The organism is Acidimicrobiia bacterium (genome assembly GCA_035471805.1).
Classification (GTDB): Bacteria; Actinomycetota; Acidimicrobiia; order Spongiisociales; family JAHEDJ01; genus JAHEDJ01.
This window is the reverse complement of the sequence record DATIPS010000019.1, coordinates 33,397-52,448: the sequence shown is the minus strand read 5'-3', so window position 1 is coordinate 52,448 and position 19,052 is coordinate 33,397. Positions and strand designations below refer to the sequence as shown.

The following is a 19,052-nucleotide window of genomic DNA, read 5'->3' as shown; positions in this document are numbered from 1 at the left end:
AGCGATCGATGCGGAGTCCGTTCGGCGTCCGCCGAGAGGCCAACGACAGACTGTTGCATCCGGCGGAGTATCAGCGTCGCCGGATGGTCTCGCTCCGCGCACCGGGACGAGGCTTTCCGGCGCCCGGGTCCCTACACGGAGATATCGCGATATCCCCCAATTCATTGACGTTCTTGGTTATCGTTCTTCGTGACGGCGATGGACCGTCGACAGTTTCGAGCCTCTAGGAGGGGTGGATGAACAAAACGGAGATGGCGAAGAAACTCGCCAAGAAGGCGGACCTGACCCAGGCCAAGGCTGCTGAGGTAGTCGACGCGATCTTTTCGTCGGAACCCGGCGAGGGAATTATTGCAGTTGAGCTCGACGCCGGGCGCAAGGTTGCCATTGCCGGTTTCGGCTCATTCGGCACCAAATCGCGTTCAGCACGCCAGGGCCGCAACCCGGCCACCGGCGAGACGATCACAATCGCAGCCAAGACCTACGCGACATTCAAGCCGGCGAAGGGCCTTCGGGACCGCGTCGCCGAATAGCACTCAACCAACCCCTATCCGAAGTGCCCCGCCCTACGCGGGGCACTTCGTCAATTGCGGTTGTTTCCTGCGATCATTGCCTTGATGTACTGGCTTGCGAAGCACTACTTGCGACTGCGTGGTTGGCGGATCGACGGAGCCTTCCCCGAGGATCCCAAGTTTCTGGCAATCGGCGCCCCCCATACCTCCAACTTCGACTTCATCGTCTTTCTCGGTGTCCTCGGCCATTTCGACAAACGAGCGCGATATATCGGCAAGAACAGCCTGTTCTGGGGACCGCTCGGCTGGTTGATGCGGAAACTCGGGGGTATTCCGGTGCGCCGGGACCGGCCCGAAGGCCTCGTCGAACAGACGGCTGCGGCGTTTGCGGCGGCCGACGAGATGATTCTCGTCGTCGCTCCTGAGGGAACCCGGTCGAAAGGCACCATGTGGAAGTCGGGTTTCTATCGGATCGCTCTGGCGGCTCATGTGCCGATCGTTCCGGCGTCCGTCAACGGGGTCGATCGGGTGGCAACCATCGGGCCACCACTGTGGGCCGGCGGCGACATAGCTGCTGATATGGACCTGTTGAGGGCGTTCTACAGGGGAGTTCAAGGAGTCAAGCCGGGAAACGAGACCCCCGTCAGGCTGGCGGAGGAAGAGACGGCCCAGTGAATGAGAGCGCCGGCGTGCTGCTCTATCGCTCCAGGGGAGTTGACATAGAGGTGCTGCTGGTCCACCCCGGTGGTCCGCTCTGGGCCAAGAAGGACCGTGGCGCCTGGAGCATCCCCAAGGGCGAGGTCGTCGAAGGAGAGCCTCTTCTCGATGCGGCCTTGCGGGAGTTCGCCGAGGAAACCGGCACGCGGCTCGACCCGGACGGAACCGAGAGCATCGGACGCATCCGGCAGAGAGCCGGCAAGGTGGTGCACGCGTGGGCGGTCGAAGGTGATCTCGACCCGGCCGAGATTCGCTCGAACACCGTCAGAGTTGAGTGGCCGCCCCGCACGGGTCGCATGGTGGAGTTCCCGGAGGTCGACCGCGCTGAATGGTTCGATGTCGACTCCGCCCGCCTGAAGATGAATCCCGCCCAACACGCCTTTCTCGACCGGCTCCTGCAGTTGGCCGCTGGATAGTCAGACGGGCCCTTAGCCCCTACGCGCGGGCGACTGCGTCCGGCGACAATGGGATCGTGCGAGAACTCACAGATGGATCCACAGCAATCGTACGAGGTGCGGTCGACGCCGGTTGCGACTTCTTCGCCGGCTATCCGATAACACCGGCGTCCCAGATCCTCACCGGGATGAGCCGTGAAATGCCTCTGGTGGGTGGAGTGGCAATCCAGGGTGAAGACGAGATCTCGTCCATAGGAATGTGCATCGGTGCGACCATGGCCGGGGCGAGAGCGATGACCGCCACCAGCGGACCCGGCATCAGCCTCTATTCGGAGAACATCGGAATGGCAATCATCGGTGAGGTTCCTCTGGTCATCATCGACGTGCAGCGACTCGGCCCCAGCACCGGCGGCGCCACCACTGCAGCACAGGGCGATGTCCAGTTCGTTCGCTGGGGAACCGGTGGAGGGTATCCGATCATTGCCCTCGCCCCTTCCTCAGTTCCTGAGTGCTACACCCTGACGATGAAAGCCTTTGATCTGGCCGAACGGTTTCGCTGCCCCGTATTCGTACTCACCGACAAGGAGTTGAACCTCACCGCCACAACGGTGGATATCGACGCATACGAGAAGGTCCCGGTTCGACCCCGATCGCGTATGGCGCCGGGAGAGTCCGCAGGCGCTCCCTACTCGTATCAACCTCCGGATGCTGTTGGACCAATCGCCACCTACGGAGACGATACGCCCGTTAGGTTCACCGGGTCGACTCACGATGAACGGGCGTTCATTACGAAGGATCCTCAGACGGTTGGTGCTCTGAACGAACACCTCGTTGCGAAGATCGAGAATCATCAGGACGAGATCGACATGGTGGTGGCCGACATCGACCCCGGAGCAGACACTGCTCTGCTGTCCTACGGAATCACCGCAGGTTCGATGCGGGAAGCAGTCCGTGTCGCCCGGGCCGGCGGCCGGCCGGTCTCAGCGCTGACCATCCAGAGCCTGTGGCCGGTACCCGAACCGGCCATACTGGGTCTGCTCGAGAGTCACGAGCGCGTGATCGTCGGTGAACTGAACCACGGTCAATACCGGCGCGAAATCGAGCGCCTGGCTGCAAGGAAGACCGACGTGGTAGGCGTACATCGAACCGACGGCACGTTGATCACACCCCAGGACTTCCTGGAGGCTTTGTCATGAACCCGACCACGGTTACGACCCTCGGCAGCTACCGGAACGACAGTCCGTACCCGTTCTGTCCCGGCTGCGGGCACAAGTCGATCCTCGATCATCTCAACGAAGCGCTGGTCGAACTTCAAGCCGACCCGATGAAGACGGTGATAGTCACCGACATCGGATGCGCCGGGCTCTCTGATCAGTATTTCGCGACCAGCGCCTTCCACGGCTTGCACGGCCGATCGGTCACCTACGCAACGGGAATAAAGCTGGCTCAGCCGGATCTGACCGTCATCGTGGTGATGGGCGACGGTGGCACGGGCATCGGGGGGACTCACCTCCTCAACGCCGCCAGACGCAACATCGGGGTCACGGTGCTGGTGTTCAACAACTTCAACTACGGCATGACTGGTGGCCAGCATTCGGCAACCACTCCGGAAGGTGCGTTCACGACCACCACGCCGGGCGGCAATCCGGAACGCCCGCTCGACATCTGCGGATCGGTCGGGGTAAACGGCGCCGGATACGTCTGGCGGGGCACGAGCTTCGACGCCGACCTCACGCAACGCATCTGCGAAGCCGTGACCTCCGACTCCTTCGCTCTGCTGGATATCTGGGAGCTGTGCACCGCCTACTTCGTCAAGTCGAATCAGTTCAGCCGACGCGCCCTCGAATCGACGCTCGAGACTCTCGGCTTCCAAACCGGAGTCCTCTACAGAGAGGGGCGACCGGAATACAGTCGCGCCCTGCGAGAGTCCGCCCGCATCCCGGGCACGGTGCCCGGCGGGCCCGTGCCGGTGGAGCAGAACTGGTCGGCGAGCCTCGAACGGCCGTTCATGATCGAGCTGGCCGGTTCAGCCGGCGGCCGGGTGCGATCCGCGGCGCGGATAGGCGCGCTGGCCGCCATCAGGAGCGGACTCTATGCGTCTCAGCGAGACGATTACCCGGTCACGGTCAAGACGGGCCACAGCCTGGCGAAGCTGCTGCTGTCCGACCGGCCGATCGACTATGCAGGATCGGACCGACCCGACATGCTCGTGATCTTGACCGCCGACGGACTCGGCAAGGTCCGGTCCAGAGCAGCCGGGTTGTCGAGCGATTCCATCATCCTCACGGTTCCCGAGTTCGCCGACATCGAGTCCGGTGCCGAAGTCAGGGTCGTCGACCCTGCCTCCCTGCCCGACCGGGTTCCCAAAGCGGACCTCGGTCTCCTGGCCCTCGCCGCAGCCGTCCGGCACAGCGGGGTTTTTCCGGTCGACGCCCTCCGTGCGGCGGCGGCCGAGGGCCCGTTCGGTGAGTCCAATGCGGCGGCGGTGGAGGCGGGCATCCGGCTGGCGGGCCTGTGAAGGTAAATCCAAGACCGGTTCGTCCCGAATCGGTAGGCTCGGTCCGTGGCCGTCGCTTGTGAGAAACACCGACCTTCCGGGAGAAACGGGTGGTCGGCAACCCGCAGTATTGACCCGGTTGATCTCCGGATCGCAGGCGGAATCATGCTGCTGCTGGCCTACCTCCATCCCTTTCTGCCCTTGGGGTCGGGGATTCTCTGCCCATTGCGAGCGGCCACCGGGGTTCCGTGTCCGCTGTGCGGCATGACTACGAGCGTTGTCGCAGCCGCCCATCTGGATCTCGCAGGTTCTTTGGCGGCCAACCCTATGGGTGTGGTGGCCGTCGGCTTCGCACTCTATTTGCTGGTCGGAAGACCGGATCGGCTCGTCGTCTCGATGCCGCTGGCCTCGATAGCGCTGGTCGGGATGTGGGTGTTCGAGCTCAATCGATTCGCGATCATCTGAAAGGGGAGGATCACGTGACGACATCTGCAGGTCCATCGGGCCCGAGAGCAAGCTTCGGGGAGCGTTTCATCGCCGCCGTCATCGATTCGATCGTTGTCGGACTGGCCACCGCGCTACTGGGAAGGATGGGGTTTCTCGGCTCGGTGGTCGGTTTCGTCGCCGGCTACGGCTACTACGTGTACCTGGAGGGAAGTCCGTCTGGCCAGACCGTTGGGAAGCGAGCTATGTCGATCAGGGTGGTCGGCCTACAGACCGGATATACGATCGGATACGCGGGGGCGTTCATCCGGGTGATCGGCAAGATCGTATCCGCCATTCCGTGCCTGCTCGGTTTTCTGTGGATGCTTTGGGACCCTGAGAAGCAGACGTGGCACGACAAACTGGCAGGGGCAGTGGTGGTTCCGGTCTCGGTGTATCCCGTCGCCGCCTGGCCCGGCTAGGCCGGTCCCAGAGAGGAGATGAACCGCTCCTCATCGACCACGACCCGCACATGTCGACCGGTTGCGATCGTGGCCTCACCTTCGGTTGCGAGCAGGTCGAACTCAACCGTGCGGCCCTCCGCGGCCGTCACGGTTGCTTTCGCCTCGACCGTCTTTCCAACCGGCGTGGCGGCAATATGCCGGATGTCGATCCGTGTGCCCACCGTTGTCGAACCGGCGGGCACCAGACCTTCGAGAGCGGCGACTGCTGCCGCTTCCAACCAGGCGGCCAGGCGCGGGGTGGCAAGAACCGGGACGGAACCGCTCCCCATCGCGATGGCGGTATCGGTTTCGTCGACGACTGCCCGATGAGAGCCCTCGAGGCCGGGCACGAGGACCCTCACAGGTGCTCCTCGACTGCACGTCCGACCTCAGCGGCGACCTCCCTGGCCCGGCGGAGCGCCTCATCATGACGCCTCACGAGTTCAGAGTTGTCACCGGCTAGTTCCCTGAGGTTGATTCGAACGTTGAAAGATGCTCCCTCGGCGGCTGCCAACCCGCACCATCCGCCGACTCCTGCATCTGTGACGGACGTCGGGTTTCCGCGTCTTGCGACGGCCAGGACGACTTCGAGTGCCTCGACGCTGCGCTCGAGGACTTCCAGCGGGACCAGTGTTGCGCCTAGATCCGCGGCTCTGATTGCAGCTTCTCTCGCTTCGACTTCGGAGGCAGTAGCGCGGGGCATCCGCCTGGCCAGCAGCACCGCGTTGAAGGCGGCCGTATCGCGATCGATTGCGGCGGCAAACCAGTCTTTCAACTCCTGGGCCCGGACGCCCACCGATTCCATTTCGGGGCGTTCGGCCTCCATCCCTTTCTTGGCCCAGGTGAGCGCAGCCACCATGGCCGCCAGTGCAGCAGCGAGGGAACCGGCGAGGGCGGCGACACTGCCACCGCCCGGGGCCGGAAGGTCGCCGGAGAGCTCATCGAGGAACCGGACGACAGGCAGGCCGGCCAGGGCCCCGCTTTCACCGCCGATGGCGTACTCGATGATCTTTGCGTCCGGATCGAAGGGAGTCAGTTCATCGAGACCAAGCGAAAGAATTGCGGCATGAATCCGCTCGCGTTCGGGGACTCCGATCGTAGCTCCCTGCGCCTGCAGGTAATGGTCCCCGGCCGCCAGCAGTGCGGCGCGCGGCACGAGACCGACGAGTTCGCTGCCCGTCACCCGCAGGCCCAGCCTTCCGGCTTCCTCCCGGCAGGCATCGAACACCGAGTGGACGGAAGCGACGGTGTGGTCGGTGAGGTTCAGCGATACCTGTGCCCGCTGGTACTCGTCAATGAACCAGCCGACACCTTTGACCTCCCTGAATCGACCGGGTTCGAAGATGGTCTTGCCGTCGGCATCCTTGAGGATCGATCCGTCTTCGCTGCGACGGGGCCTGCCGGTCTCGCGGACTGCCTGGGCTATCTGATGAGCCAGGCGCCGGTCTTTCGTGTTCAAATTGACGTTGAAAGCAACCAGAAACTGCCTGGCGCCGATCGCGGTGGCTCCGGCCGAGGGGTTGTATGCGGGGCCGAAATCGGGGGCGTCGGACCGCCCGGCCAGTCCCTCGTACTCGCCGCGTCGCACCTCTGCGAGAGAGCGCCGGCCTCCCGGGGCGGCATGTTCGTATAGGTAGACCGGCACTCCGAGTTCATCGCCGACCCGCCGGCCGACTCTGCGGGCGCTCTCGATGCAGTCCTCGATGGATGCTCCGGCGAGAGGCACGAACGGACATACATCGGTGGCGCCCATCCGGGGGTGCTCACCGCGGTGGCGGCTCATGTCGATCAGCTGTGCGGCGCGGCTGATCGAGCGGAATGCCGCCTCCTCGACCACTTCCTGGGAACCGGCGAAGGTCACCACGGTCCGGTTGGTCGCCGCCCCGGGGTCGACGCCGAGCAACCGTACGCCGTCGACGCCCCGTATGACGGATGTGATCTCGTCGATGATTCGAAGGTCACGGCCTTCACTGAAATTCGGAACGCACTCGATCAGCTTCACGAAACCTCCTGTCGATCCGACAATACCTCGTGAGGGTCAACCGAACGCAGTCGCTTCCCTGCTGCGAGATCGGTCCGGGCGGCGACCGGTCGTGGCCTCGGAATCTTCGGTGCTCGTCGCCATGGTGGTGTCGCACAGCTCCTCAGGACCCGGTCTCGTTCCGCTTGCTCCTCTGGGTTTCGCCGTGCCGGCCGGCGGCCATGGCGCCGGTGTCGTTTCCGCATTCGGGCGCCCGTGGACCTCCGGTGTCCTGGAGGCCACCACTGCGGGCCTGAGAGATCGAGAGGTTGACTGCCAACGCTCAGAAGCCCGCCGGGGTTGTCGGGATTTGCGCAGTCCTGAATTGATCGAGTGCGCCGTGTCGATGGAGAACCGTCGGAACCTTCCATCGAGATCGACGGCCTAACGACCCGAGATGTATTCCTCGAGGTAGCGGATCTGGAAGCTCTGCTCTTTCGTCTGATACCAGACGAGATCGCCGATGGAGATCAGTCCCAGCAATTTGCCTCCGGAAACCACGGGAAGGTGGCGGATGTGCCGGTCCGTCATGAGGGCCAGGGCTTCCTCGACTTCGCAGTAGGGTTCGACGTAGATCACCGGCGCCGTCATGATCTCCTGGACGAGCGTGTCCTTCGAGGTCCTACCCTCGATCGCGATGCGGCGCAGGTAGTCCCGCTCGGTGATGATCCCGACGATTTCGCCGTCTTTGATGACGAGGAGGGATCCACAGTTGGCCTCGACCATGGTGCGCACTGCGTCGAACACGGTATCGCCCGGCGCGATCTGATTCACCACCGCGCCCTTCTCGGCTACAACATCGCCAATGGTCGCCATTGCCTACCTCCAGTCAAGAACGAATGTGGCAAGAGTATCGAATCATCGGGCCCTATGCCGAGCTACCAGCCGCTTGATCCGCCGCCGCCACCCGAAAAGCCTCCTCCGCTGAAGCCGCCGAAGCTTCCCGAACTCCAGCCGCCGCCGCCCCAGCCGGAGCTGCCGCCGCTTCCACCTCCGAATCCGCCGCCCGAGAATCCGCCGAACCACGAGTTGGAGTCATTCGACCAGGAAGAATCCGCGTAGACGGCCTCCCACCCGTAGCTGCCGGAGTGGCCGCCGGTGATAACCCAGTGGTAGAACAGCAAAGTGAACGGGTCGAATGATCCGAAGCGACCGGATATCGGTTCTCCCGTCCACGTGTCCGTTTGCCGTGACGTGCCGGCATGGGCGAGTTCAGGAGCGAATCGGTCGGCATCGTCGATCGAAGATCGGGCGAGGGCCTGGCGTTGTGCCGCGTAGGCGAGCGCGAACTCCCGGGAACCGCGCGGATCGGACGCCCCGAACGCTGCGGCGATGTCGGCATAGGAACCTTCCAACCCGAGGGCGGCCAGTTCGGCTCTCGATTCAGTCCAGCGACGAAGTGCCTGCGCCGGTTCCAGCGAAACAGCGAGAATTCCGGCGATGGTCCGCCGGGCATCGCCGGTCACCCCGGTTTCGGCCAGTTGGTCGAGTAGTTCTGTGTATACGGCGACTCCGTCCAAGCGCCGTTCGAGTAGGGCGGCGGTGATGGCCACCGGCAGACCGAGCCGTTTCGATTGCTCACGGACTGCTGCCACGCGTCGCGGGTTGGACAGACCGGCCAGTGCGTATTCAACAGCCTCGGAGGGAGTCAGATCCTCCTGGCGATTGCGGTTGTAGGCGGCCAGGAACTCGGGAACCGATTCCTCGTCACGGTTCAGCAAGAGGAGCGCCGCCACGGCGGCGATGTCCAGACCATCCTGCTTGAGATCTGTTGCCTTTTCGTCGAGTTCTCGACGCACACGCTCGTAGCGGGTGAAGGCGCGATCGGCATCCGGATCAACGTCCGCCAGGGCCGCCGCGACGGCGGGACGCGCGGACGACGAGGGGAGCTGAGCGTACAGAGACTCGAGGGTGTCGGTCTTCGTCCTGGCGACCGCATAGGCCGCTTCCAGCTTCTCCACAGCCGTTTCGACGTCCTTGTGGTCGGTGAGAACCGGTGCAGCTTTCAGGAAGCGTTCTCCCAGGTCGGTCAGGATTGCGTGGCCGGCGCCGGTATCGACGAGTCGCTGGTCAACGGAGGCTGCCACTCGCGCACGAGCTTCGGCCACCCGGTAGGGACGTAAACCGTCGACCAGCCGGGTCAGTTCCTCACGACGCACGTTGAAGGTCAAGTCGTCGTCCAGGTCCACTTCCAGGGCATCCTTGGCGGCCGATTGCACGCCTCCCTCCAGGACGTCCCTCTCACCGGTGACCTGCAGCTCGAGCGGCATCTCGGCGGCCTCCATCATCCGGGACCGGTCGACGATGTTGATGAGGCGATGGTGATGAGCGGCCTGTACCGCTGCTTCGCCGTCCGGCCGTTTCGTCTCGGCGATGTCGGCGAGAGCCTTGAGCACGTCCGGGAGTGGAGCACTCGCCGATCCGGCGCTGCTTTCTATCAGGAAGTCCCTCAGTAGCGGCAACTCGTGGCCTGCAACATCGAGCCGCGACAGTTCGCCGTCGATCAGCTCCCGCCGAGTGCGTCGCGTTCGGGTCCGGCGCTGGCCGCGGACGGCAACGCCGGTGACACCCAACCCACCCAGTAAAACGACTCCGATGGCTCCGCCGATGATGCCCAGGTTCGGGCCATCGCCGGAACCGGAATCGTCGGGCGTGAAGCCGTCCATAACATCGTCCACGGTTCGTCCGGATCCCGTTTCCCCGGATGCAAACGCGGCGAGGGCTTCGTCCAGCGATCCAATGATGGCGAGCAGCCCACCGTCGAAGTCTCCGTTTGCGAAGAAACTGTTTCCCACTGCTGCGATGGAATCGAAATCCCGCGGCACCCCGTTCAAACCCTCACCATGTTGAACGGTCGTGACCCGTGAATCGAGGTCCACGGCCACGATGATGCCGTCATTGAGCTCGGGATCACCCACGCCCCAGGCGTTTCCGAGATCGATGGCGAAGTCCTCGACGGATCGACTTCCCGTGCCCTCGATGATCACTACGGCCGTTTCGTGGCCGTAGGTCGCGACCAGCCTTCCAACCGCTTCCTCGAGAGCCGCATCGTCGTCGATGACCCCGGTCGTATCGGTGACCGCGCCGTCGCAGGTGATCCCCTCGAAAACGGGACATTCGGTGCTCTGTGCCGATGCCGCGCCGGGAGAGAACATGAGTATCAATAGAACCGCAGTGGCCAGCCGGAACCGCACGAGGATCCTTTCGTATTTCGATACTGACGCTAGCCGCAAGATGGGGCACCCTGAACCCCACGAGGGTGCCCCGGACATGCAACCGGGGTGGCCCCCCGATGTGCTCCCGCCCTCCGTCTGGTCTCCTGATCTACACGAGGACATGGAGGTCGCGATGCGGACTATGTGGAAGCAAGCCAGAAACCTGGCCGAGGCGACGCCTCCGGAGCGAGATCGGTACATCGACTTCCTCCGCCTGTTCTCGATCGCGATCGTGGTCATCGGCCACTGGCTGATGGCAGTGATCGTCGTTCGCGACGGTGAACTGGTCGTCGACCATCTTCTCGTCGTAGAACCCCGCATTCAGTACTCGACCTGGATATTGCAGGTCATGCCGATCTTCTTCATAGTGGGCGGGTTTGCCAACTCGGTCTCCTGGGCCGCATCGAGGGAACGCGGCAGTTCCTATTCGAGTTGGCTCCAGGCGCGCACCGCCAGACTGCTCCGGCCGACGGCGGTGTTCGCGGCCGTGTGGGCGGCAGCAGCGCTCGTGTTGAACGGCACCGGCATCGATCGCGAACTCCTGCGCCCCGGAACACAGGTAGTTGCCGGCCCCTTGTGGTTCCTGGCGGTCTATATGGGGGTCGTTGCGCTCGCTCCGCTCATGGTCGGTCTCGATAGGAGGTTCGGGTGGGCGATCCCGATCGGCCTGCTCGGAGCGGCCGGCATGGTCGACTGGCTGCACCACGGATTGGGCGTTCCGGTTGTGGGCTGGGTGAACTTCCTCTTCGTGTGGCTGGGGATCCATCAACTCGGAGTGAGGTGGCAGCGCGGTGCCGTCGGTGGGGGGCGTATCGGCGCTTCGGTTGTGGCACTGGTCGGGCTGGCAGCCCTCCTGGCCCTCACCGTCTCCGGTCGCTATCCGGTGAGCATGGTGGGGGTACCCGGAGCGGAACCGACCAACAACCTGCCGCCGACCGTTGCCCTCATGATGCTCGCCGTGTTCCAGATGGGCCTGATCCTGGCGCTGCGTTCCGCCGTCGCTCGATGGCTCGAGCGCCCGACCGTCTGGTCCGCCGTGATCCTCGGCAACGGCCGGATCATGACGATCTACCTGTGGCACATGACTGCGATGGTGGCCGTCATCAGCCTCGGGCTGCTCCTGGGCGGCGTCGGATTGGGAATCGAACCGCTCAGTGGAGGCTGGTGGTGGTCCCGGCCCGTCTGGTTCGGCGTCCTGTTGCTTCCGCTCGCCGGTCTCATCGCACTGTTCGGACGCCAGGAGCAGAACCGTACGTCTCGTCCGGTGGCCAAGCTCGCGGTGGGCGTCGGCTTTCCGACGGTGATGTGGGGATTCTCCTCGCTTGCGCTCAACGGATTCGTGACGGCGGGCGCAGTGGCACTCATGCCTGCAGCCGCCGTGACCGTCGGCTCGTGGACTCTCGGGGTTCGGCTGTGGGCACGTCGTTCATGAACCGGACTGAGGGCACCCGGCATTATCCGGGCACGACCGGCAGGGCGAGGATCACGCGACCCATTCCGAGAGGTCCGCACAGAGTCCGGGCCATTGGCGGCCATCGACCGGTAGAGCAAGGTTCCCGGGCAGCGGGGTGACCGCGCCGGAGCGCCACCCAGATGAAGGAGGGGCAGAGGCGGTACGCTGCTTCTCATATGAGGTCCCAGTCCGCCGCCCTCAGTAAGGCTGCGTCTGCCGTCAAAGCGGCCGCACGTTCCTATGCTGCCGACGCGGCCGGCCCTGCCGCCGCCGCCCTCTCGTTCTACACGCTCTTCTCGCTCGTGCCGCTGATGTTCCTGATCGTCGCGGTTGCCGGCTTCCTGTTCGGAGACGTCGACCGGTTGAACTCGGTAGTCGACCAGGTCGAGGCGGCGGCCGGGGAAATCGTGGCGGATCAGCTGGCAGACCTCCTGGAGATCGCCAAACGCCAAGCGGGAGCATCACTCGGAATCGGTATCGCGCTCACCATCTTCTCCGCCTCCGGCATCTTCCTCCAGGTTCAGGGTGTTCTCAATCGCATCTTCGATGTACCGACGGAGCGGACGAAGGGGATACCGGCGATTCTGTGGAAGAGGAGTGTCGCCTTCGTCTCTGCTCTGGCTTTGGCGATCCTGGCCGTAACCCCGGTGGTTGCCGTTGGTGCGATCCAGTACGTCACCGCAGCGCTGGTGCCGGACGATCAGACGTGGTTGCGAGTCCTGCTGTCCTGGACCGTGCCGGTCGCGTCGGTGATTCTGCTCATGGCCGTCGTCGGTCTGACGTTTCAGACGATGACTGCGGTTCTCATTCCGTGGCGAGCGGCGCGGCGCGGTGGAGCAGCGACCGCCGTGATCGGCCTACCGGCGGCGTACCTGGTCGGGACGTTTCTCGGCAGGGTTGGGAACTCGGGAACGCTCGGCGCCCTGGGAGGCATTGCCGTCCTTCTGTTCTTCTTCAATCTGATGTGGCAGGTCTATCTCTTCGGCGCCGAGTTGACCAAGGTCTACGTCGACGCTCTCGACTCCGACGAAGGGGCACGCCAAGGCCGGCCGACTCGCGCCGCGGGGGGCGGCACTGCGGGTGAGGGCAGGGCGCCGCTCGGTTCCGGTCTTGCCGGCGCGTTCGGGCTGCTGCTGGGCTTCGCCATCGGCCGGCGGAAGAGATGACTCAGACGCTCGGGCGGGCCCTGTCGATGATGGGCCGGAAAGCGGCGGCGGCCGGAAGACTGCCGTAGAGTCCGCTGAGTCCACCGGCCAGTCTCGACCCTATGAATGCGTCTGCGACCTCATTGGGAGCGTGCCTTGCCAGGAGAGACGCCTGCAGGGCAAGTGCCATCGACTCCACCAAGTACCTGGCACGGGACTCAGACGGAGTGGTTCGCAGCGCCGTCCCGAGGTCGTCGAGTGCACGGTCGAGTCCGGCATCTGCTCCCCGTGCCCGGCCCACCTCGAGGAGAAACACCTCGGCCGTTTCCGGGCTCTTTTCCAGCGCTCGCAGGACATCGAGAGCTATGACGTTGCCCGAACCTTCCCAGACGGCGTTGACCGGGCTCTCCCGGAACAGGCGCGGCATCATGGATTCCTCGACGTAGCCGTTGCCACCCAGACATTCGAGAGCCTCGTAGACGAGACCCGGTGTGCGTTTGGTCACCCAGTATTTGGCGACGGGTGTGGCCAGGCGCCGGAACAACTCCTCACCGGCGTCGTTCTTCGAATCGAACGAATGGGCGATGCGCAGCATCAAAGCCGTCGCTGCTTCCGATTCGAGTGCCAGATCGGACAGGACGTTCTGCATGGCGGGTTGGTCGGCGAGGACGTTTCCGAACGCGGTCCGATGGGTGGCGTGGTGCGTCGCCTGGGCCACTGCCTGGCGCATGAGGCCCGCAGACCCGAGCACACAATCGAGTCGAGTGTGGTTGATCATCTCCACGATGACCCTCACTCCGTCGCCTTCGTCTCCAACCCGTTGCGCGAAGGCGTCGCGGAACTCTATTTCACTGGAGGCGTTCGAGCGATTGCCCAGTTTGTCCTTGAGGCGCTGAATGGCGATCTCGTTGCGGCTGCCGTCCGGCTTCCAGCGAGGCATGAGAAAGCAGGTGAGTCCACCGGGTGCCTGCGCCAGCACGAGAAAGGCATCCGACATCGGGGCCGAACAGAACCATTTGTGGCCGGTGACGTTGTAGCTCCCGTCCGACATCTCGGCGGCGCGCGAGGTGTTGGACCTGACGTCGGAGCCGCCCTGTTTCTCGGTCAGGGCCATTCCGAACGTCACGCCGGTCTTGAGCTCGGCGGGACGAACGGACGGATCGTACGTCCTGGTGATCCGCCGCTCCCAGACGGCCGCGAGGTCCGGCTGTCTGCGAAGACTGGGCACGACGGACGTCGTCATCGATATCGGGCATCCATGACCGGCTTCCACCTGGGCCATCAGGAAGAAGAGCGCCGCCCTGGCCACGTATGCACCTGCCTCGTTTTCCCAGGGCAACGAATGCAATCCGTACTGCATGGAGAGAGTCATCAACGAGTGATACGAGGGGTGGAAATCGACTTCGTCGATTCGATGTCCGTTCGGGTCGTGCGTCTGCAGCACCGGCGGATAGCGGTTCGAGTCGAATCCCCACGTGAGCACCTCCGACGATCCGATTCTCCCACCGAACTCGGCGAAGAGCTCTGAAGCCCATCCGACCGGATATCGGTGCAGATGGTCGACGACGGTCCGGTCGCTCAGGAAGAGGTTGTAGTCGACCAGGGGCGGAGGTTGATTGAACACTTCGTGGGTCAAGGCAGGCCTCCTCGAGTTCCAGGTCCAGGCTACCCGAGGGTCGGAACCCTTCAGGAGTCGGCAGCGGCTCTTTCTGCAGTGGCGGTCCAGATCGGCGTCCAGATCAGGTAGAGGCCGAAAGCGATGATGAACAGGGGTTCGATTCTGGCGATGGTCTCGATCCCGAAGAAGTCGGCAATCCGGGTACCGATGAGCGAGCCGATCGGCAGGGTGCTCCACATCAACGCTCGAGAGGCTGAGGTGACGCGTCCGAGCAGCCGGTCGGGGGTATAGAGCTGCCGCATGGTGATTAGCGGAACATTGATCCACGTGAGCCCGAGAAACGTCACAGTCATGACCGTCAGGACCTGCCACTGCGCGTCCATGAAGGTCAAGAGCGTGAATCCGGATCCAAAGACGATCATTCCGACGACGAGCGTTCGACCGAGGCCCAACAGTTTGCCGACGCTGCCTGCCGAGACCGCCCCCAGAATCCCTCCGACACCGCTGGCCACGTATAGGAGACTCAGCTCGTCTGTCTCGACGATTCCGAAGATGTCTGCACCGATCAACACGATGGTGGACTCGAGAAAACCGACCACGAAGTTGGATATCGCGCCCGCAGCCGTCAGCAGACGCAACCGGCGCTCCTCCCACAGGTACGTGAAGCCTTCCCGTGCCTCGGCCAGGTAACCGGCGCGGCCGGCCTTCCTCTCCCGTGCGGCAGGACCAACGGCCAGGATCGAAACGGCAGAGACGAGGAAGGTAAGCGAGTTCAGGGCAAAAGCCGTCGTGTAGTCCCAGAAACTGACGATCAAGCCGCCGACTGCCGGACCCACGACGAAAGCGACTTGCTGAACCAGCGCGACCCTGGCATTGGCGATACCCAGCTGTTCCGGCTTGACGATCACGGGGAGAAAGGAGAACAGGGCACTCGTGAAGGTTGCGGCGAAGGTGCCGACCAGAAACGAGATGGCCAGAACCGCCGACAGGCCGGGCGAAGCGCCGGCGGCGATCCGGGCAAGCACGAGGAACGCTCCCGCTCTGACCAGGTCCGCCACGATCATCACCGGGCGGAGCCGCAGGCGATCGAGGAGCACCCCGGCGAATACTCCCACCAGGAACGTCGGCAGGCTCTCGGCCGCATAGATCAGTCCGAAGTCGGACGGCTGGTCGGTGATGACGTACCTGACGAAGGCCGGGATGGTGAAGTAGGCGACGTAATCTCCGAGCTGCGAGATCGCCTGACCTGCCCACACCAGGTGAAATCGCGCACCGAGACCGGTAACGGCCCGATGCCGACCCCGGCCCGGGCGAGGTCGTTGAAGCCAGATCTCTCCGCGCATGCGAGGTGGCAGGGTAGACGGTCCGGGTCCGGCTTGTGGGCGCCTTCCCGCCGCCCGAACCGTGGAGACTCTGCGGATTCCCCTCAGGCCCGATCGAAGGAGTAGCCTGATCTCGAGATGAGCAGCGCAAAAGAACTACCACAACTGGTCACCGAACTGACAGATCTGTCCAAGCAGTACATCATGCAGGAGACCGTCGAGCCGGCTAAACGACTCGGACGCGTGGCCGGCATGGGCATCGGGGCCGGGATACTGTTTGCCTTCGGTGCCGTCTTTCTCGGCGTCGCACTCGCATTGGTGCTCGTGATGATCCTGCCCGAGGGCGATCTGTGGAAATCGCTCGCCTATTTCATTTCCACCCTGCTCCTGGCAGGAAGTGCCGGTCTGATCATCTGGAGGGCTACACGCTGATGGTTACGCGCGCAGACATCGAAGCGAAAGCGAAACAGATCGAGGACGCTCTTCAGGAGACCAAGCAAGCCGCCAAGACGAGTGCCGTCTGGCTGGCAGTCGGCGTTGTCGCGATCGTCGCGTTCGCCTTCATATTCGGCCGCCGCAAGGGCAAAGAAGGCAAGGCCGTCGTTGAGGTCTACCGGGTCTGAGTTCCATCCGGTTGCCTCAACCTGACCTGCACTCCTTCTCCAGCCTTCAGCTTGCGCCTGTAGATCAACTCTTTGCCGGTTGGCCGGTTGTGCAGCCACGCATACGCCAGCAAAGCGGCGCCCATCAGGATCAGTTGCGGGTCACCCGTACGAAGACCGCGAAACGCCCTGGTCAATCCTGCAGACAGTGGATTCAAGGAAGTGAACGGGTTCATCGATCCTGAAGCTAGCAATCTGCCGGACCCAAATCGCAATCCGCAGACGACGAACGACCGCATACGACCTAAACTCACCCGTCCATGCGAAATCAACGATTCATCAGAACAGTCGTCATCGTCGTGGTGATCGGCATGGTTCTCACAATGGTGGTGGCCGCTCTCTCCGTCTTGTCATGAAGGTGCTTCTTCGCCACCCCCGGCGAGAAGAAGAGCTTCAGGGACCGCTGACCGTCGGGCAGTTGCTCGAGAAGCTGTCCATTCTTCCCGAGTCGGTTCTGGTGATCCGCCAGAGCGAACTCCTGTTGTCAACCGATCGTCTCGATGATGCCGATGAGATCGAGCTTCGGCCCGTCATCTCCGGCGGCTGAGGCATGCGCTGCCGAGTTTGTCGGGGTCGGGCAGCGATAGAAGTCCGCCGCCACAATGCAGCGTTCTGCGGTGAGCATTTCGTGGAGCACGTGCACCGCCAGGTGCAGCGGACCATCGACGACTTCGAGATGTTCGGCGCCGAAGATCGGCTTCTGCTCGGCGTATCGGGCGGGAAAGACAGCCTGGCGCTGTGGGAGATCCTCACCGACCTCGGGTACGCGGTGGACGGCGTGAACCTGGAACTGGGAATCGGGGCCTACAGCGCCGAATCGGCCAACTATTCCAGGAGGTTTGCCGATCAGCGTGGCCTCAACCTGGCCGAGATCGATCTTCGAGAGGAGTTCGGCTTCGACATTCCGGCCGCGACCGCTTCGTCCAGTCGCACGGCTTGTTCCGCCTGCGGTCTTTCCAAGAGGTACGTGTTGAACTCCATCGCACGCAGGGACGGATACAACGTCCTGGTCATGGGCCACAACCTGGACGATGAAGCGGCCACCCTCTTCAGCAACGTCGCCGTTTGGAACATCGACTACCTGGCCCGTCAGCACCCGGTGCTGGTCGAGACCGACTCGGGACTGGCTCGCAAAGTGAAGCCGCTGATCAGAGTCGCCGAACGGGAGACGGCCGCCTATGCGGTGATTCGCGGCATCGACTATGAGATAGACGAGTGCCCGATGGCCCACGGGAACACCCTGAACCGGATCAAGGAAGAGTTGAATGCCATGGAGCAGCACACCCCGGGATTCAAACAGCGGTTTCTATTCGGCTTCCTCGAGCGCGGCTCACCGATCTTCAATGAAGGCCCACGGCCGGAGCTCACAGCCTGTAGCGTGTGCGGATCACCGACCACCGGTGACGTGTGCGCGTTCTGCAAACTCCAGGACCGTGCGGCGAGGCCGACCGGAGAGGGCCAATGACGGAACTATTCAGGGCCGGCGATCAGTGTCTCCTGATCGATGGTAAGAAGCGCCGCTTTCTGTTGCGTCTGCAAGAAGGCGGAGCCTTTCACACCCATCACGGCGTCATCGACCACAACGACCTGATCGGGATCGAAGACGGATCGCGTGTCTCGTCGACCGGCGGCGCGGAGTTCGTCGTGCTTCGGCCGCGACTGTCGGACTACGTCCTCAAGATGCGAAGGGGCGCCCAGGTGGTTTACCCGAAGGACCTGGGCCCGATCCTGGTCTATGCGGACATTGCACCCGGTTCGGTCGTTCTCGAGGCGGGGACCGGTTCTGGAGCCCTGACTCTGGGGCTTCTGAGAGCGGTTGGCTCGACCGGCAGGGTCGTGAGCGTCGAGCGACGTGATGACCACGCCGACCACGCCAAGAAGACCATCAGCCGCTGGCTCGGGGGAATCCCAGACAACCTGGACTTACGGGTCGGGGAGGTTGAGGAGCAGATACTCGAGGTTCGACCGGATCGCATCGTGCTGGATGTTCCGGAACCGTGGCACAGTGTCGAGCCGGCTACGCGTGGACTGGGCGGGGGAGGGGTGTTCTGCGCCTATGTGCCGACGGTCCCGCAGCTCCAGCAGACGGTTGAATCGCTTCGGATGAGTGGCTGCTTCGAGGATGTGCTGGCGTTCGAAGCCCTACTTCGCACATGGAACGTTCAGGGAAGGTCCGTTCGCCCGGACCATCAAATGGTCGGGCATACCGGCTTCATCTGTGTGGCGAGAAAGGTCGCGCCCGGGAGAAACCGAGAAGAATCGGAGTCCGAGGACTCCGATTCGGTATCAGGCTCGGCAGAAGGTCAAGAGCCTACGGCTCGATGAAGATACATTCGCCGGGGCACTCCTCGGCGGACTCAACGGTCACATCCTCCTGGCCTTCCGGCACCACAGCGAGCCCGTCGGCTCCTTGCGGGTTTCCGGCTTCGGCAGCAAAAATCTTCTCGCCCTCGCGCACATAGGCGAGGCCGTCATCGAGCATTACGAATACATCGGGGGCGATCTCCTCGCAGAGACCGTCTCCTGTGCAGAGATCCTGATCGATCCACACCTTCATGTCGAACTCCTGGTTC

Annotated in this window: 22 protein-coding genes; 14 read left to right on the top strand and 8 right to left on the bottom strand. The window is 63.6% G+C overall.

Features of this window, described 5'->3' with window-relative positions:
* Positions 1–236 precede the first annotated feature (236 nt).
* The 7 genes from VLT15_04305 (at position 237) to VLT15_04275 (ending at position 5,023) form a co-directional block, all read left to right on the top strand.
* On the top strand, positions 237–530 hold the full coding sequence (locus VLT15_04305; protein HSR44439.1) for an HU family DNA-binding protein: 294 nt from the start codon (positions 237–239) through the stop codon (positions 528–530).
* 84 nt (positions 531–614) lie between these two features.
* A complete protein-coding gene (locus VLT15_04300; protein ID HSR44438.1) occupies positions 615–1,184 on the top strand; it encodes a 1-acyl-sn-glycerol-3-phosphate acyltransferase in 570 nt (189 codons plus the stop codon).
* Entirely contained in the window at positions 1,181–1,642 is a 462-nt protein-coding gene (locus VLT15_04295; GenBank protein ID HSR44437.1) for an NUDIX domain-containing protein, read from the top strand. Before VLT15_04300 ends, VLT15_04295 begins: the two co-directional genes overlap by 4 nt.
* Positions 1,643–1,698: 56 nt before the next feature.
* Entirely contained in the window at positions 1,699–2,817 is a 1,119-nt protein-coding gene (locus tag VLT15_04290; GenBank protein HSR44436.1) for a pyruvate flavodoxin/ferredoxin oxidoreductase, read from the top strand.
* Positions 2,814–4,139 (top strand): thiamine pyrophosphate-dependent enzyme, encoded by a 1,326-nt coding sequence (locus VLT15_04285; GenBank protein ID HSR44435.1) that lies wholly within the window; start codon positions 2,814–2,816, stop codon positions 4,137–4,139. Before VLT15_04290 ends, VLT15_04285 begins: the two co-directional genes overlap by 4 nt.
* 45 nt (positions 4,140–4,184) lie before the next feature.
* On the top strand, positions 4,185–4,583 hold the full coding sequence (locus tag VLT15_04280) for a DUF2752 domain-containing protein (protein ID HSR44434.1): 399 nt from the start codon (positions 4,185–4,187) through the stop codon (positions 4,581–4,583).
* A gap of 14 nt (positions 4,584–4,597) precedes the next feature.
* Positions 4,598–5,023 (top strand): RDD family protein, encoded by a 426-nt coding sequence (locus tag VLT15_04275; protein HSR44433.1) that lies wholly within the window; start codon positions 4,598–4,600, stop codon positions 5,021–5,023.
* Here VLT15_04275 and VLT15_04270 read toward each other — a convergent pair.
* From VLT15_04270 to VLT15_04255, 4 genes are all read right to left on the bottom strand, one after another.
* Entirely contained in the window at positions 5,020–5,406 is a 387-nt protein-coding gene (locus VLT15_04270; GenBank protein HSR44432.1) for a hotdog domain-containing protein, read from the bottom strand. The two genes, VLT15_04275 and VLT15_04270, sit on opposite strands and share 4 nt — an antisense overlap.
* Positions 5,403–7,046 (bottom strand): glutamate formimidoyltransferase, encoded by a 1,644-nt coding sequence (ftcD, locus tag VLT15_04265; protein ID HSR44431.1) that lies wholly within the window; start codon positions 7,044–7,046, stop codon positions 5,403–5,405. Before ftcD ends, VLT15_04270 begins: the two co-directional genes overlap by 4 nt.
* Positions 7,047–7,448: 402 nt before the next feature.
* Positions 7,449–7,880: a CBS domain-containing protein gene (locus tag VLT15_04260; protein HSR44430.1), complete on the bottom strand. Its 432-nt coding sequence runs from the start codon at positions 7,878–7,880 to the stop codon at positions 7,449–7,451.
* 62 nt (positions 7,881–7,942) lie between these two features.
* Entirely contained in the window at positions 7,943–10,258 is a 2,316-nt protein-coding gene (locus VLT15_04255) for a TPM domain-containing protein (protein ID HSR44429.1), read from the bottom strand.
* A 154-nt stretch (positions 10,259–10,412) separates the two neighbouring features.
* Here VLT15_04255 and VLT15_04250 point away from each other — a divergent pair, with 154 nt between their 5' ends.
* Positions 10,413–11,711, top strand: coding sequence for an acyltransferase (locus VLT15_04250; protein HSR44428.1), 1,299 nt, complete (start codon positions 10,413–10,415; stop codon positions 11,709–11,711).
* Positions 11,712–11,908: 197 nt separating this feature from the next.
* Positions 11,909–12,898: a YihY/virulence factor BrkB family protein gene (locus VLT15_04245; protein ID HSR44427.1), complete on the top strand. Its 990-nt coding sequence runs from the start codon at positions 11,909–11,911 to the stop codon at positions 12,896–12,898.
* 1 nt (position 12,899) lies between these two features.
* On the opposite strand, the gene VLT15_04240 is transcribed toward VLT15_04245, so the two are convergent.
* Positions 12,900–14,513 (bottom strand): isovaleryl-CoA dehydrogenase, encoded by a 1,614-nt coding sequence (locus VLT15_04240; GenBank protein HSR44426.1) that lies wholly within the window; start codon positions 14,511–14,513, stop codon positions 12,900–12,902.
* 50 nt (positions 14,514–14,563) lie between these two features.
* Positions 14,564–15,751, bottom strand: a complete 1,188-nt coding sequence (locus VLT15_04235; GenBank protein HSR44425.1) for an MFS transporter — start codon at positions 15,749–15,751, stop codon at positions 14,564–14,566.
* 204 nt (positions 15,752–15,955) lie between these two features.
* On the opposite strand from VLT15_04235, the gene VLT15_04230 reads away from it, so the two are divergent.
* Complete coding sequence (locus VLT15_04230; protein HSR44424.1) at positions 15,956–16,249, top strand: phage holin family protein; 294 nt, start codon at positions 15,956–15,958, stop codon at positions 16,247–16,249.
* Entirely contained in the window at positions 16,249–16,440 is a 192-nt protein-coding gene (locus VLT15_04225; GenBank protein ID HSR44423.1) for a hypothetical protein, read from the top strand. The genes VLT15_04230 and VLT15_04225 overlap by 1 nt, the downstream gene beginning before the upstream one ends.
* Here the strand turns inward: VLT15_04225 and VLT15_04220 are convergent.
* Complete coding sequence (locus VLT15_04220; GenBank protein ID HSR44422.1) at positions 16,428–16,655, bottom strand: hypothetical protein; 228 nt, start codon at positions 16,653–16,655, stop codon at positions 16,428–16,430. The two genes, VLT15_04225 and VLT15_04220, sit on opposite strands and share 13 nt — an antisense overlap.
* A 176-nt stretch (positions 16,656–16,831) precedes the next feature.
* Here VLT15_04220 and VLT15_04215 point away from each other — a divergent pair, with 176 nt between their 5' ends.
* From VLT15_04215 to VLT15_04205, 3 genes are all read left to right on the top strand, one after another.
* Positions 16,832–17,026, top strand: a complete 195-nt coding sequence (locus VLT15_04215; protein HSR44421.1) for a MoaD/ThiS family protein — start codon at positions 16,832–16,834, stop codon at positions 17,024–17,026.
* Positions 17,027–17,107: 81 nt separating this feature from the next.
* Complete coding sequence (locus tag VLT15_04210) at positions 17,108–17,944, top strand: TIGR00269 family protein (protein ID HSR44420.1); 837 nt, start codon at positions 17,108–17,110, stop codon at positions 17,942–17,944.
* A complete protein-coding gene (locus VLT15_04205) occupies positions 17,941–18,804 on the top strand; it encodes a tRNA (adenine-N1)-methyltransferase (protein HSR44419.1) in 864 nt (287 codons plus the stop codon). The genes VLT15_04210 and VLT15_04205 overlap by 4 nt, the downstream gene beginning before the upstream one ends.
* On the opposite strand, the gene VLT15_04200 is transcribed toward VLT15_04205, so the two are convergent.
* The gene (locus VLT15_04200; protein HSR44418.1) at positions 18,791–19,036 is read right to left on the bottom strand and encodes a ferredoxin; all 246 of its coding nucleotides are present in this window, start codon (positions 19,034–19,036) and stop codon (positions 18,791–18,793) included. The genes VLT15_04205 and VLT15_04200 overlap by 14 nt on opposite strands.
* Between the last annotated feature and the right edge of the window lie 16 nt (positions 19,037–19,052).